This is a genomic window from Parvimonas sp. D9 (genome assembly GCF_035282565.1).
In the GTDB taxonomy this organism is placed as follows: domain Bacteria; phylum Bacillota; class Clostridia; order Tissierellales; family Peptoniphilaceae; genus Parvimonas; species Parvimonas micra.
Map to the genome: position 1 here is coordinate 1 of NZ_JAYKBM010000003.1, position 14,968 is coordinate 14,968.

A 14,968-nucleotide genomic window follows, 5' to 3' on the forward strand; every position below is an offset into this window, starting at 1 on the left:
GTTCGTCTGCTCTCGCTGACTTTTTTTGTTACACCTAAATTATTGTTTCTCTTTGTACTCTCAAAGTTCTTATCACTATATGAAATTTTTAATGTTTCACAACAACCATTATATTATACAACATCTCTTTTTGGTTGTCAACACTTTTTTTAAAAATTTTTTATTAAATTTTTACAAAAAAAGTGACCCAGCTCTCACTGGGTCTTTATTATATCAATTATTTTAATGGTTGTCAATACTTTTTTATCTTTTTATTATTATATATTTCTAGAGTTGTCAAACTTATGTGACAAGAAAACTGACCGATGAAAAGCATCACAGAAAGGATGAGTCCTTATTGCAATCTATATCCATTATTTTAAATATATTTTTTTTATATTCGGACTATCAATTTTTATAAAATCTAGCAAATTTTTCTTAAATTTATTCTCGTCATCTGTTATATAAAATATATTATTTTTAATGTTTTCAGATTCTTCATTTAATAAATTATTAAACTCTAAATATTTTTTCATTTCATTGGCAGTTTCTTTTGCTGGATTCACTAAACTTATATCTTTGCCAACTACTGCCTTTATTGTATTTTCTAATATAGGATAATGAGTACAACCCATGACAATAGTATCTACATCTTGATTTATTAATTCATTCAAATAATATTTTGCCGTTTCCAATGCTATCTCAGTGTTTGATAATCCTTCTTCCACTATTGGAACAAATAACGGACATGCTTTTGAATAAACTATATTCTCAGAATTCTCACTCTTTATACATTTTTCATAAGCTCCGCTTAAAACTGTCGCATTTGTACCTATTACTCCTATTTTTTTGTTTTTTGTAACATAATTTGCCATTTTGCTTCCGGGAATAATTACACCCAATATGTACATATCAAATAACTCTTTAAGCATTTCAAGTGCAACTGCAGAAACAGTATTACAAGCTATAATTAAGGCTTTTATATCTTTTTGATTCAAAAATTCAATACATTCTTTAGAAAATCTTTTAATTGTCTCTTCACTTCTGGTTCCATAGGGAACTCTGGCGGTATCTCCAAAATAAACTATTTTTTCATTTGGTAGAATTTTCGTCAATTCCTTGACAACAGTAAGCCCTCCTATTCCGGAATCAAAAACTCCTATTGATCTATTATCCATACTATCTCTCCATTGTTTTTACTATAAAAGTATTCTTATAAATTTTCTTAAAATAATCATAAGCTTTTTTTATGTCCTTATCATCGTTGAAAATCCCAAATACAGTTGGCCCTGAACCGCTCATAAGAGATTTTATACAATTAAATTCATACATCTTATCTTTTATGTTTTGAATTTCAGGACAATATGAAATTGACACTTTTTCCATTACATTATATAAACCTTTAAAAAATTCGTCATAATTTTTATTCTTATATACATTAATAAGTTTATCAATTCTATCACTATTCCCGCTGGGAACTATATTTGAATAGACATATGGCGTAGCAATTTCAACACCGTTATTAACAATCAAAATATCTGTAGTTGGCAAACTATCTAAAATTTCAAGTTCGTCTCCTATTCCTCTAGTTCTCGCAGTTTTTCCGACAAGTAAATATGGAATATCTGCACCAACACTTTTACCTATTTGCTTTTTATCATCTAAGCTCATATTTAATCCTAAAATTTCATCAATCATTTCTATAACAACCGCTGAATTTGTACTACCACCTGCAATACCTGCAGAAACCGGTATATTTTTTTCAATAAGTATTGAAAATCTTTCATTAAATTTATATTTTTCTTTCAAAGCCTTATAAACTTTATAAACCAAATTTTTCTCATCTAAAGGAATATCTTTGGAATTGGAAGTAATTTCGAATTTATCGGAAATCTTAACTTCTACCTCATCGTACAAATCTATCATCTGCATAATTCCATCTATATTATGATATCCATCCTGCCTTTTTTCTATTACGTCTAAAATTAAATTTATTTTTGCATAAGATTTTTTTTTCATAAAATCTCCTCTGTTTAAATACTTTAATATATTTTAGACTATTTTACCATAATTTTAATCAAAAGACAAAATTTGCATATCATAAAAAATTTAATTATAAAAAAAGATAAAAACTATTGACTTATTCCTAAAAATGTGGTATACTTTCTCTAGGTAAAATTTTAGTGCTTAGAATTAAAGATGTTTTACTTTAAAGAATAACATAACCTATATTACTCATTATAATTTTGATGAGTTACTCTCTCCAAATTACGGTGTACCCCCAAATCACCGTAACGATTAAAAGAAAGCTTATGGCTTTCTTTTTTCTTGAGAATTGTTATATTACAAAAAAGTCCTGTTATTAGCAAAATTTTTGATATATTTCTATTTTCCCATAAGAGCAGCGCCTAATGCTCCTGCAAATCTACCTAATTCATGAGTTTCTACTTTTTTCCCCAATAGTTTTTCCAAAAGTTCTAGCATATAAGGATTATTTGAAAATCCTCCTGTTAAAAAGTATAAATCCGCTTCATTTCTAAATTTTCTTGTTTGTCCTACAACTTTATTTGCTATTGAATGAACAACCCCGCTAGCAATATCTTCTTTAGCACGCCCTTGACCCATAAGAGAGATTATTTCAGATTCAGCAAAAACTGTACAAGTTGAACTTATAGGTATTGGTGTTCCAATTTTTGATAATTCAAACATCTCATCTAAACTAACTCCAAGTCTATTACTCATAACTTCCAAAAATTTTCCGGTTCCGGCAGAACATTTATCATTCATTATAAAATCACTAACCATACCATTCGATATATTTATAATTTTTGTATCCTGCCCACCGATATCAATTACATCACAATCTCTTTTCAACAAATACATTGCACCTTTTGAATGAGTTGTAATTTCTGTAACAACTCTATCTGCATACGGAACTGAAACCCTTCCATATCCAGTAGCTACAACAAATGAATTATCTACATCAAATCCATTTTCAACTAATTTTTTATAAATCTCTCCAGAAGTTTCTTTACTATTCCAACCTGATGGCATCAATATTTTATAAAGTATTTCATCTTTGTCTTTATCATAAACAACTACTTTAGAAGCAGTTGAGCCTATATCTATTCCTATATTCATTATATCATCTCCAAAAACGCTTCAATTCTGGTTGAAACCTGTCCAACATCAGTCATAGAATAGTCAGATTCTATATACATATAAGGTTTCCTCTTTTTCTCTGTTACAAATTTTTTAACCTTTGTAGATTCTACAGCAAACGTATGACAAGCCTGAAGTACAATTTCAATAACTGCATCTACTTGATATTCATCCATAAGCATATTCAAATCTCTAAACCTTTTTTCATTAGGTGACATAACAGAACAACTTAAGTTAAGATATTTTTTTGCAATTGCATCTATTGGATTATCCATAGTTTCATCAATTAGTTTAAGTTTTTCACGTACTCCTGAACAATTTTCATAAACTACAATGTCAGCTCCTGCTTCCTCAATTTTAGTCAATATTTTTTCACGAATTCCTCCTACCGGGCAACCAGTAATTAAAATTCTTGGTCTTTTGCTCTTCTTACCTTTCAGTTCTTTTTCCCACATTTCGTAAACTTCTTTAGTTTTTTCAACAATACTTTTGTTTTTTTCTTCTCTATTAAAATTAAAACCAAAAGCATCTTGAGTTCCACTCATTGTGACTCCACTTAAAGGTGAGGGGTTTAGCTTTCCCAGTTCAAAAAATTTTCTTAAATTTCTTCTTTCCTGATTTCCCATCTTTATTGTATTCCAAAGTTTTTCTTCAGTTATTTCCACATCAAAAGTTTCTTCCAACTTTCTTTTTAATTTATAAATTTCATTAGTCCAGAGTTTCAATGATAACTCATCATTATTATTTTGAGGTAATTGCATTACATGAACATTTTTAAAATCACCCATAAGTTCATACATCTTTTTCTTTCCATCACAAGTTGTTTCTCCAATTACAATATCAGAAAAATAAAAATATGGGCAAGTATCACTTACAGCAAAACCATAACTTGATTTTATCAATGGACAAAGATTCTTAGGCAAATCTCTTTCGGCGTATTTTATAGAATCTTCAGTTGTGGCACATAAGCTAACCGGAATAAGTCCGGCAGCATAAATCACTTCTTGAGGAGTGTATGTACAAAATATACCTGCAACTTTTTGACCAGATTCTTTCAATTCTTTCATCTTTAAAAAACCATTTTTTCTGGTCTCATTAAAATCTTCAAATTTACTAGGAAGTTTAATTTTAGTTATTTCTTCTTTCATTTTATCTCCTTTCTAGTTTTATAAGTATACACAAAAGCAACTACTTAAATTATATATTATTTACTTTAAAATGTTAAATTATTTTTTCTTATTAAATAATCATTATTCATAAGAAAAACCTATTATAAGCAAAAAAGACAAGTCTAAGAAGAACTCATCTCTTTTGCTCATAGGGAACATTATATAATTAAACTATATCTAATATTAAAAATAAATTACTTAAAAATTTTATGTTGTAAAGTTAAGAACATCTAAAATATGCTTTCTATGTTCTATAAACTCATCACTATTTCTATTTCTAGGATACTCCATATCAATCTTTATATCTTCTTTTATAACCCCAGGTCTTGGTGCCATAACAATAACTCTAGTTCCAAGATAAATTGCCTCGTCCACATCATGTGTTACAAGCATAAACATCATATTTTTATTACTTTTCCACATTTCTATTAGTTCATGCTGAATATTCATTCTTGTAAAAGCATCCAAAGCACCCAAAGGTTCGTCAAGCAAGAAAACTTCAGGCTCAGTTATCATAGTCCTTATGAGTGCAACCCTTTGAGCCATTCCACCTGAAAGTTGATGAGGATAGAAATTTTGAAATTCTTCCATTCCTATCATCTTGATAAATCTATCAACTTTTTCTTTATTTTCTTTTAATTTTCCTGACATTCTAAAACTAAATTCTACATTTTGTCTTAGTGTCAACCAAGGGAATAAAGTATGTTTTTGAAACACCATACCTCTATTGACATTCGTCCCGTCGATTATTTTATCGTTTAGCATAAGTTCTCCTGTAGTTACAGGAATTAATCCAGAAACTAATCTTAACAGGGTAGATTTTCCACATCCGGACGGTCCTACTATACAAACGAACTCTCCTTCTTCAACAGTTAAATTTATATCGTGAAGAACTTCGGTGATACCTTTATTATCAAAATTAGGAAAAATCTTCGTAACATTTTTTAATTCTAATTTTCTTTTTTCCATTATTGTATCACTCCTTCTTGCCATTTAAGAACTTTCTTTCTAATATATCCCAAAGCAAAATTTACTATAACAAAGATAATACAAATTATGATTATTGCACCATACATATTAGAGAATTTTGCCCATCCTCTTTGCCAAGTTATATACCAACCGAGTCCGGATTCAACTCCTATCATTTCAGCAGCTAACAATGATACACAAGCCGTACTCATACCCATCACTAAACCTTGAAAGATATGTGGTAGTGCGGATGGAATTGCTATATTTAAAATTAACTGTCTTTCACTAGCACCTAATGTCCTCGCTGCTTCATAATAGGCTACATCGATATTTTTAATTCCCGTATAACTAGACATTGTTACTGAAAACCAAACCCCAAGTGCAATTACTATTACAGCACCTTTGAAAAGAGAACTTGCGAATACCATTATTACAGGAATCCAAGTAATAGATGGAATTGCTCCCAATAATTTCATAAAAGGAGAAATCCAATAACTTACAATTTTACTATAACCACAAGCAATACCAGTTATAAGTCCAATTAAAACTCCCCAAAAATAACCAGTAAATAATAACTTCAATGAATTTTTAATACAATCTAGCAAATAAGCTCTATCAGTTAACATTGCATTTAAAATATTATCCACCCAAGGAAAATAAGGTAGTAAAAGTGAATTTGTCTTTAAAGTTGCATAATCATATAAAATAAGCAAAATATAGACAAATGTGGCTAGGGGAGCAATATGTCTAATTTTATAATAAACTCTCTTTATAAAGAATGATAAAATTCCAAAAATTAAAAATAAAGCAAGTTGTACTCCCAAAAATATGCCATAAACATCAGTTATTCCATTTTCTCCATAATTAGGAACATAATAAAATTCTAATAAAGCCATTACTATAGCTATTACAGGCAAAAATATAATAATTTTATCAAATAATTTATATAAATTGCTTTTTGGCTTCTGTTCTATTTCCTTTAACTGTTCCTTAGTCAAGTTTTTTACATCGATACTCATATTTACTCCAAATTATTTTTTCATAGGTCTCCAAATTTCCGCTAAAGTTTCCTTTGAATTAGCTTCTTGTTTTATCAATTTAAATTCTGCATAATCTTTTAAAACATCTGTCAATGATTCAGTAGTTCTCTCATCAGTAACTTTAAAATTATAGGTTTCTAAAAATCTTTGGTCAGAGTCAGCATTTCCTGAACCCCAATTGTTTTGATTAATTACTTGTGCAGCTTCTTTTTTATTTTCTTCAATCCAATCACTGGCCTCTTTATGAGCCTTAGTAAGTTTTGCTGCTGTTATAGGATTTTCTTCAACAAATTTTTTATTTAAAATAAGTACACAGCAGGGTTCGATTTTAAAATCATCATCAGTAGTTATTGAACGAATCGGTCTAATAATTCCTTGATCAACAAACTTTTGTGCAAACTGGTCTGAAAACATCGCCGCATGAATTTCTCCATTTTGCATAGATTGAATAGTTGCAGCAGTTTCTACATTTTTAAATTTAACTTTTGAATAGTTAACCTTATCTCTTGATAAAAATCTTAAAGCTATATTGTGGTCAGAAGCTCCTATTCCATCATGAATTGCAACTTCTTTTCCAATTAGATCACTTGTCTTTTGAATATCTGAATCTTTTAAAACAAAAAGTGATTTACAACCAGTATGAGCACCTCTTGTAAATACCATATTAGTTCCATTTACTGCAGGAACAACAGAAGTTGAAATATGGTCAGTAGTCGCATCTAACTTACCTGTACCAATAGCATCTGCAACAGATAATTGTAAGTTTTTAATCTCCCCCTCTAAACCTTGTTTAGCCAAAAATCCCTTAACATGAGCAATTCCTAAACCAGAAGTACAAAGCCCCCCGTTGTATCCTAAAGTGATTTTTGTTCCATAACGTGGCTCTTTTTTCCATTTTTCCTCTAAATCGGGATCATTCAAATCAACATCCGCTATAGTCATCTTACTTTCATTTTTTTCTTCTTTCTTTTCAGAACTTTGGTTGTTATCAGCTCTCTTTGCAGTATTTCCACATCCAGTAAAACTAAATACCAGTGCTGATAATAACAATAAACTAATTCCTTTTTTATTCATTTAAAACCCTCCAAAAAAATTGTCAAAAACTTTGTTAAATTATGTATTTATCTTTTTTATTATTTAAGAAATTTTTGACTAATTAAATTATATCATTTAATGTAATTAAGTCAACGATTTATTTATATTAATTTTTTATGGATATTTTATTGTTTATAAGCTATATTTATGCAAATGTTTTGATGGATTAAATTAACATAAGTATTAAAATTATTAATATATTTAATTTTATAATACTTACTATATAATTTAACAAAATTAAATAGCATTTTTTAAAGACTAAAACAGATAAAAATTAGCAACTAAAAAAGGTTAAGCTTTCGCTTAACCTAATCTTTTAAAAAATTCTAAAATATTATATTACTTCTTCAAAACTACAATATTATTAAATTCTTCAGAATTTTCCTTTATTTTATTGGTATTTCCAACTACAACAAAAGTATCTTGACTTAATACTTTATCGATTACTTCTGAAAGTCCTTTTAAATCTTCTAATCTTGCATTTAAAAGCTCCTCTAGGTAGATTTCTAATTCTTTTTCATCTGATCCAGTAATATACATAATCATAGAAGTATAACCTTTATGTTTTGGTGTAAGTAATGGATTAAAATCTTTTACAAGTGAAATTTTAAAACTTTCTAAATCTTCTTCTGAAAGTTCCATTTCTGAAACAAATTTTCCTACTGTTGAAAAAATTTCTTTTGTAGATTTTAAATTAGGATCCCTATAGCTAAACATAATTATTTCACTATCTCTAGTTATACTAAAACCAGCTCCATAAGCTCCACCTATTGCTCTGATATTATTATGCATATGAGTAGTGCTCAAAATTTTGGAAAGCAATGCAAAACTTCCTGAATATTCAACTCCATATTTTTTCATATCTCCTGCAAAAGCAACATAATTTACATCTGAAGAAGTTGCAATTCCTTCTTTTAAATTTTCTTTTTCAAAAGTAAAATCATAAGAAGAATCTTCTATTTTAGGAAATTCTTTTACAAGTCCAACAAATTCTTTTTCTATACTATCAAAATTATCCTCTGTTGTTGTTATATTTACAATTGTTTCGTTTAACTTAAACATTCTATTGTAAACAAATTTCATTTTTTCAATTACATTATCAATTTTTTCATCAAAATTCTCAGCTAAATCTTGAATAAATTTTAAATAATCAATACCTTTAACTTTTTCATCATAATATGCCTTGTTTGAATAATATGATTTTGCTCTGTTTATTCCGTAAAGATGACCAGCTCCAATAACATCTTGTTCCAATTCACCTTTTATAGCTAAAACTTCTTCTTTTATTCTATTCTTATCTGTAAAAATTGTTTCTTTTAATAAGACTTTTACAAGCTCTGCAGTTTCTTTAAGTTTTTCAGAGAAAAATTTCACACTTACAACAATTTTTGGAACAAATTTTTCCCTATTTTTTGAATTTGTCAAAGTTACAATTGTAGTTGAAATCCCTCCACAACGTAAAAATGTTTCAACCGAAAAGTCCTTATAAGACATTGATTTTTTATCCAAAGATTTTAATAGATTTTCGATTAATGATAAATATACTATTTCATCTTTTGAGATATGTTTTAAATCAAAACAAATATCTACATAATTAATACCTGAAGTGAAAATATCATGTTTTAAAACTGTTATATCTTCCACTTTATCTATGTCATTCGGAATTTTTAAAGTTTCTTTATCTATATCTTCAATTTTTAATTTTGGAATTGTAGCTTTTTGTTCATCTGAACTTTCAGTTTGTTGATATTCAATTAAATTCTTAGTATTTTCAATTATTTTTTCAATTTGAATTTTATTTAAAGACTCTTTGTATCTTTTTAACCACTCTTTTTGAGCCAAATCCTTTTTGTCATTAAGTCCGGCACTCGGTGAAAGAACAATAAATGCCTTATGATTGTTATTTAAAATCTTTTCTTCAATAATTCTTTCCAATAATCTATTATTTAGAATTTCTTCTCTAATTTCTGATAAAACATCATCAAAAGCAAGTGATTCCATAGGATTTTTGTCATACAACCAATTCTCGTAGATATGCAACATACATTCAATTCCGGCAGTTGTAGAATTTAAAAGTTCCCTTACAGAAAATTCTGTTCTATTCAATACCGCAATTAGCTTTTCTTTTTCAATTCCATTCTTAATAACATCTGCTAAAGTTTTTTCTACAACTTCCTTAAATTTATCTAAATTTTCCCTTTCTGAATTTGTAACATAAACTCCAAAACTTGAAAATTTTGTAGATTCCATAGAAATTGAAGAAACATCTTCGCATATATTTTCTTTAAGAAGAGCTTCTTTTAAATATGCACCTTGCATCTCAATCAAAACTTCATTTAGTAATCTTGATATAATTCCATCTTTTAGCCCATCACTTTCTCCAAAGCAAGAAACATAAGCTAAGAATGTCTTATTTTTTGTGTCTTCATCCTTTGAAACTGAATATTCATCAAAGACATTTTTAGGTTTTTCAAAAGGTTTTTGATTTCCTTCAAAATTATCAAGTTCTTCTTTTTCAAAGTTTGAAAGATATTCTCTATCCAAAAATTCAAGTCTTTCTTCCATATCACAGTCTCCATATAAATAAATATATGAGTTTGAAGGATGATAATATTTTGAATGAAATTCACAAAAATCTTCATAAGTTAAGTTTGGAATTTCATAAGGTTCTCCACCTGATTCTTTAGCATAAACAGTATCAGAACAAAGAGCATTATTTACTCTATAATAAAGAGTTGTTTCAGGAACAGAATAAGCCCCTTTCATTTCATTATAAACTACCCCTTTGATATTAAGCTCGTCTTCTTCATTTTCAAGTTCATAATGCCAACCTTCTTGCATAAAAATTCTTCTATCAGATTTCATCGCAGGATAGAAAACAGCATCCATATATACATCCATTAAATTTTTAAAATCTTTTTCATTTCTACTGGAAACAGGATAAACAGTCTTATCAGGAAAAGTCATAGCATTTAAAAATGTAGCTGTACTTATCTTTACCATATCCATAAAAGGTTCTTTTGTTTGAAATTTTCTTGAACCGGATAGTACACAATGCTCAATTATATGGCAAATCCCTGTGTTATCTGTAGGAATAGTTTTAAATCCGATACTAAAAGTTTTATTGTCATCATCATTTTTCATCAAAAAAACTCTAGCACCGGTTTTTTCATGTTCAAGTAAAATACAGTCAGAATTTACATCCTTTATATATTTTTCTTGAATTAATTTATATCCTTTATACATATTCCCTCCTATTTTGTAATAAATTCCATAACCGCCTCAGCCGTTTTTTCCATATCGGAAATAACTAAATATTCCTCAATCGTATGAATTTTGTACATTCCAACTCCTAAAATTACAGAATGGAATCCATTTTTTAAATAAATATTTCCGTCACAACCGCCACCAATTTTAATTGGTTTTGCTGTAATTCCAACTTTTTTATAAGCATCTAAAACTCTATTTAATAAATTATTTTCATCAATTTGTTTTAATGGTGGATAATCGTATTTAACTTCGATATTGCATTTAACTTCAAAGTCTTTTGCAGTTTTTTCAAAAATATCTATATAATTATCAACATTTTCTTTTGCTTCATCTTCATTCAAACATCTAACTTCCATTCTGATTTTACAATCTTTAGGAACAACATTTGTAGGAAATTCAGATACGATGCTACCTATATTTGAAGTAGTGTGGTCATTTAATCTTCCAATTTTCATCTTTGAAATAGCACTACTCATAGCTATAATTGCACTTCTTCCTTTTTCAGGCTCAATTCCCGCATGTGCAGAAGCTCCTTCATAATGAACATTTATCTTATACATACAAGGCCCTTCAACAGCTACTAAATCTGATCCACCACCATTATCTAACACAAGCATATCTTTTGCAGGCATAAATTCAGATGGAATTTCTTCCCATTTAATTGATTTTGCTCCCAAAAGTCCAATTTCTTCAGATGGAGTTATAACTGCAAATACATCATTATGTGGTAAATTATTTTCAACTAAATTTTCAAAAGTTTCTAAAATAATTGCAACTCCACCCTTATCATCTCCGCCTAAAGTTGTTTTAGTTCTCGTTTTAACAAGTCCGTCCTCAACATAAACATCTAAATCCTTTGAAGGCTCAACAACATCCATATGAGCAGAAAGAGAAATTGGGTTAAGTTTTTCGTCATCACAATTTTTTTCAAGTTTTGCAATAATTACAGGAGTATTTCCGCCATATTCAGCTGAATGGTCATGTAAAATATATTTAACTCCAAGTTTGTCTAACTTTTTAGTTATATACTTCATAACATTTATTTCATTTCTTGAAGGTGAGTAAATCTTTACTAAATCTAAAAATGTATTTAAAAGTCTTTCTTTATTCATATTAAATCTCCTTTAATTACATATTTTTTTGATATAATTCTCAAATTCTTTTTCAGTATAAGTATGAATTTCTTGAAAATACAGACCTTTATATTTTTCTAAATCAAATCTTATAATTTCTTCTCCGGCTAAATAAGATACCCTTTTACTTATTTCAATTTTCGAATTTTTACTCTCATTATATACAAGTATAAATTTGGTATCATTCCTTATACTAGATATAGTTTTCCCGATAATATCTCCAAAAATTAACAAAGAATCTTTTATTTTTTCTTTAACGGGTTTTTTCTCATTCTTCATTTTACCATTTTTAAACTCAATTAATATAAAATTACCATTGAAATCAATAATAGCATCTACAGATTTTGCGCATTCTTCCGATAGCCCTATATTATTTAGATATTCTCTCTTGACCTTATCAAAATCAATAACTTCCATATTATCTGAAGTCATATGACAATTGTTTTTATTATCATAGGAAGAATGTTTTAGTGAAATAATATTATTTCTAAATATGTCTATATCTATAAGCCTACTCATATCTACTTCCTTCATTTTCTAATTCTTGAAATGGTCTTGCTAACTTTTTATATATCAATTCTGAATTATTTGTAACATCGTTAAATTTTGCAAAATTTCCATCATTTTCTGATAAATAAAATTTACATTTTTCTTTAATCTCATATTTAGCTGAATAAACTTCAATAGCATTTAAAAAATAAGGACTATGAGTTGTTAATAATATATGCATATTAAATTCTTTTTGTAACAAAACTATCAATTCAGCAAATATTAATTGCCATTCTGGATGTAAATGTACTTCAGGTTCATCTAAAACTATAGTCCCATTTTCAGATAAATGTCCATTTAAAAGTAGAGTTTTTATAAGCATAAAAGATTTTATTCCTGTAGATAAATTTTCTACATTTAAAGCTTTTTCATTATTATTTTTCTTATATTTTATTCCAGGACCAAATTTCACAAAATTCCCTAAATCTATTTTATTAAAGATTTCTTCAAAACTTTTTTGAATTATTATTTTATCAATAATTGTATTTAAAAAATACTCACTTTCTAATTTTTTACGTAAAAAATAACTATGTTTTGAAGATATATTTCTATTAAGTCGTGATAAAATTATTGTATCAATATCATCTATTATGAAAGGATTATCTATATATATAACTTCAGTTCCTAGAGAAATATCATTTTCAACACTAAAAAACTTATCATCTTTTATTTTTATATTTATATCTCTTCCCTTTATTGTTAAAGTTATTTCTGAATCTTCATTGGAAAATATATTACCTATTTGATAACTAAACTCTGTAAGTAAATTATTTTTTAAAATTTCTTTTAAAAATTCTAAATGTGAAATACCAAAAACTTCTTTAACTTTTTTTGCAGTTTTATCCACTAACTCTATTGTTTCGTCATCTACATTTTCTTCAATGTTATTATATATAGTTTTTTTTATAGTTTTTTCATCAATATTATGAATATTATCAGAATTAAGCTCATTAATAACAGTATCAATAAAATTTTCTCTTAATATACTTAAATTAATTGAATTAGAATTAGAATTTGCAAATATATAATTTTCTATAGATTTCTCACGTTCCATTTTTATTTTAGACTCTATATCATAAAAACTATTAAAAACTGCAAATAATGCCTTTCCTATAGTACTTTTACCAGTATCATTCTCCCCAGCTATAACTGTAATCCCATTTAAATCTATAGTTGCTTTTTCTATTTTTCCTATATTCTTTAAAAAAAGCTTCATATATACCTCCTTTTATTAAATCTCCTTTAACATTTCAATAATTTTTTCCAGTTTCATTCCTCTGCTTCCCTTAACCATAATTAAAGTATCTTCCGAAATAAGTTCTCTAACTTTATTTACGACTTCTTCATTAGTTTCAAAATGGAAAAGGTTGTTGACATTGAAATTTCTATTTGCTCCATTGTAAATCTCTTTAGCTAAATCTCCAATGCATATCACATAATCAATCTTATTTCTATCTATTTTTTCTCCTACAGAAAAATGTAGTTTTCTCTCGTTTTCACCAAGCTCCAACATATCGGAAAGAATTAAAATTTTATTTTTGTAGCCTTTCATAGTATAGACAGTTTCAATACAGGAAGTTAAGCTTTGAGGATTTGACTTATAACAGTCATTTAAGATATCAAAACTTGACAAGTGCATAAGTTCCATTCTCATTCCGGTTAATTTTACTCTTGAAAGACCTCTAACAATATCGCCATAGTTCATTCCCAAAAGTCCGGCTATTGTTATCGCAACTGAAGCATTGTAAATTTGATGTTTCCCAATAAATGGAATACTGTAAGCATATTCTCCGATTGAAAAACTGCTTCCCTCTTCATCCGAACGAATAGGTCTTATGATTACATCCGAATCTTCTCTTGTTCCTATTTTGATAACTTTTTGAGTAATTGTATATTCTTTTATTACTTCTCTTAAAACTTCATCGTCATTATTGAAGATGAACACTCCATCCGGCTTTAACCCTTCTAGAATTTCAAACTTTGCTCTAGCAATATTTTCTTTAGTTCCAAGTTCCAATAAATGACTATCTCCAATATTTGTAATAACTGCAATATCAGGTCTTGCAATATTCGTAAGAGTTTTAATTTCTCCAAAGCGTTCCATTCCCATTTCCAAAACGACAACTTCATCATCTAAGTCCATTTCCATAATTGTTTTTGGAACACCTATTTCATTATTAAGATTTTTTGCTGTATTATGAACTCTAAAATTTTCCTTTAAAATTGATGCTAAAATATCTTTAGTTCCAGTCTTACCGTTTGAACCGGTTATCCCTACAACTTTAGCTCCAGTTGCCTTTAAATAACTACTTGCAAGTTTTTGATATGCTTGTAGAGTATTATCTACAATAATAATTCCGGCATCAAGGTAAGGTGTAGGATGTCTTTTATCCCATAAAGTAGCAACTGCTCCCTTTTTCACGGCATCAAAAGCAAAATTATGCCCATCAAATTTTTCTCCTACAAGAGGAATAAATAAATTGTGTACTTGTATCTCACGAGTATCTGTAGAAACTCCCTCTATAATTTTATCTTTCATACTTGTAGTAACCAAAGTTCCACCAACTATTTTAGCTATAGTCTCCAAAGTTGCTTTTAACAT

12 protein-coding genes are annotated in these 14,968 nt (G+C 28.0%); all 12 read right to left on the minus strand.

The features are described 5' to 3' along the window. Nucleotides 1–353: 353 nt before the first annotated feature. Nucleotides 354–1,157, minus strand: a complete 804-nt coding sequence (gene murI / locus VJI94_RS03700; RefSeq protein ID WP_118059080.1) for a glutamate racemase — start codon at nucleotides 1,155–1,157, stop codon at nucleotides 354–356. Nucleotide 1,158: 1 nt separating this feature from the next. Next, on the minus strand, nucleotides 1,159–1,998 hold the full coding sequence (gene ispE, locus VJI94_RS03705; protein ID WP_004832865.1) for a 4-(cytidine 5'-diphospho)-2-C-methyl-D-erythritol kinase: 840 nt from the start codon (nucleotides 1,996–1,998) through the stop codon (nucleotides 1,159–1,161). A gap of 366 nt (nucleotides 1,999–2,364) precedes the next feature. Then, entirely contained in the window at nucleotides 2,365–3,120 is a 756-nt protein-coding gene (locus tag VJI94_RS03710) for an acyl-CoA dehydratase activase (RefSeq protein WP_324008389.1), read from the minus strand. Then, entirely contained in the window at nucleotides 3,120–4,289 is a 1,170-nt protein-coding gene (locus VJI94_RS03715; RefSeq protein ID WP_324008391.1) for a double-cubane-cluster-containing anaerobic reductase, read from the minus strand. The genes VJI94_RS03710 and VJI94_RS03715 overlap by 1 nt, the downstream gene beginning before the upstream one ends. 228 nt (nucleotides 4,290–4,517) lie before the next feature. Next, the gene (locus VJI94_RS03720; protein WP_269720810.1) at nucleotides 4,518–5,279 is read right to left on the minus strand and encodes an ABC transporter ATP-binding protein; all 762 of its coding nucleotides are present in this window, start codon (nucleotides 5,277–5,279) and stop codon (nucleotides 4,518–4,520) included. Then, the gene (locus VJI94_RS03725) at nucleotides 5,279–6,298 is read right to left on the minus strand and encodes an ABC transporter permease (protein ID WP_281703308.1); all 1,020 of its coding nucleotides are present in this window, start codon (nucleotides 6,296–6,298) and stop codon (nucleotides 5,279–5,281) included. Before VJI94_RS03725 ends, VJI94_RS03720 begins: the two co-directional genes overlap by 1 nt. A gap of 12 nt (nucleotides 6,299–6,310) precedes the next feature. After that, entirely contained in the window at nucleotides 6,311–7,393 is a 1,083-nt protein-coding gene (locus VJI94_RS03730) for an ABC transporter substrate-binding protein (protein WP_324008392.1), read from the minus strand. A gap of 360 nt (nucleotides 7,394–7,753) precedes the next feature. Beyond that, nucleotides 7,754–10,660: an insulinase family protein gene (locus tag VJI94_RS03735; protein ID WP_324008394.1), complete on the minus strand. Its 2,907-nt coding sequence runs from the start codon at nucleotides 10,658–10,660 to the stop codon at nucleotides 7,754–7,756. An 8-nt stretch (nucleotides 10,661–10,668) separates the two neighbouring features. Next, a complete protein-coding gene (locus VJI94_RS03740; RefSeq protein ID WP_324008395.1) occupies nucleotides 10,669–11,796 on the minus strand; it encodes a M20/M25/M40 family metallo-hydrolase in 1,128 nt (375 codons plus the stop codon). 12 nt (nucleotides 11,797–11,808) lie between these two features. Then, nucleotides 11,809–12,351, minus strand: a complete 543-nt coding sequence (locus VJI94_RS03745) for a hypothetical protein (RefSeq protein WP_324008396.1) — start codon at nucleotides 12,349–12,351, stop codon at nucleotides 11,809–11,811. Continuing rightward, entirely contained in the window at nucleotides 12,329–13,582 is a 1,254-nt protein-coding gene (locus VJI94_RS03750) for an AAA family ATPase (protein WP_324008397.1), read from the minus strand. The genes VJI94_RS03745 and VJI94_RS03750 overlap by 23 nt, the downstream gene beginning before the upstream one ends. A gap of 15 nt (nucleotides 13,583–13,597) precedes the next feature. After that, complete coding sequence (locus VJI94_RS03755; protein WP_029950114.1) at nucleotides 13,598–14,968, minus strand: UDP-N-acetylmuramoyl-tripeptide--D-alanyl-D-alanine ligase; 1,371 nt, start codon at nucleotides 14,966–14,968, stop codon at nucleotides 13,598–13,600.

Excerpts from the sequence above, each read along its gene's own strand:
- VJI94_RS03740 (WP_324008395.1), bottom strand. The coding sequence starts at position 11,796 with ATGAATAAAGAAAGACTTTTAAATACATTTTTAGATTTAGTAAAGATT.
- VJI94_RS03745 (WP_324008396.1), bottom strand. The coding sequence starts at position 12,351 with ATGAAGGAAGTAGATATGAGTAGGCTTATAGATATAGACATATTTAGA.
- VJI94_RS03750 (WP_324008397.1), bottom strand. The coding sequence starts at position 13,582 with ATGAAGCTTTTTTTAAAGAATATAGGAAAAATAGAAAAAGCAACTATA.
- VJI94_RS03735 (WP_324008394.1), bottom strand. The coding sequence starts at position 10,660 with ATGTATAAAGGATATAAATTAATTCAAGAAAAATATATAAAGGATGTA.
- VJI94_RS03715 (WP_324008391.1), bottom strand. The coding sequence starts at position 4,289 with ATGAAAGAAGAAATAACTAAAATTAAACTTCCTAGTAAATTTGAAGAT.
- VJI94_RS03755 (WP_029950114.1), bottom strand. The coding sequence starts at position 14,968 with ATGTTAAAAGCAACTTTGGAGACTATAGCTAAAATAGTTGGTGGAACT.
- VJI94_RS03720 (WP_269720810.1), bottom strand. The coding sequence starts at position 5,279 with ATGGAAAAAAGAAAATTAGAATTAAAAAATGTTACGAAGATTTTTCCT.
- murI (WP_118059080.1), bottom strand. The coding sequence starts at position 1,157 with ATGGATAATAGATCAATAGGAGTTTTTGATTCCGGAATAGGAGGGCTT.
- VJI94_RS03710 (WP_324008389.1), bottom strand. The coding sequence starts at position 3,120 with ATGAATATAGGAATAGATATAGGCTCAACTGCTTCTAAAGTAGTTGTT.
- VJI94_RS03730 (WP_324008392.1), bottom strand. The coding sequence starts at position 7,393 with ATGAATAAAAAAGGAATTAGTTTATTGTTATTATCAGCACTGGTATTT.
- ispE (WP_004832865.1), bottom strand. The coding sequence starts at position 1,998 with ATGAAAAAAAAATCTTATGCAAAAATAAATTTAATTTTAGACGTAATA.
- VJI94_RS03725 (WP_281703308.1), bottom strand. The coding sequence starts at position 6,298 with ATGAGTATCGATGTAAAAAACTTGACTAAGGAACAGTTAAAGGAAATA.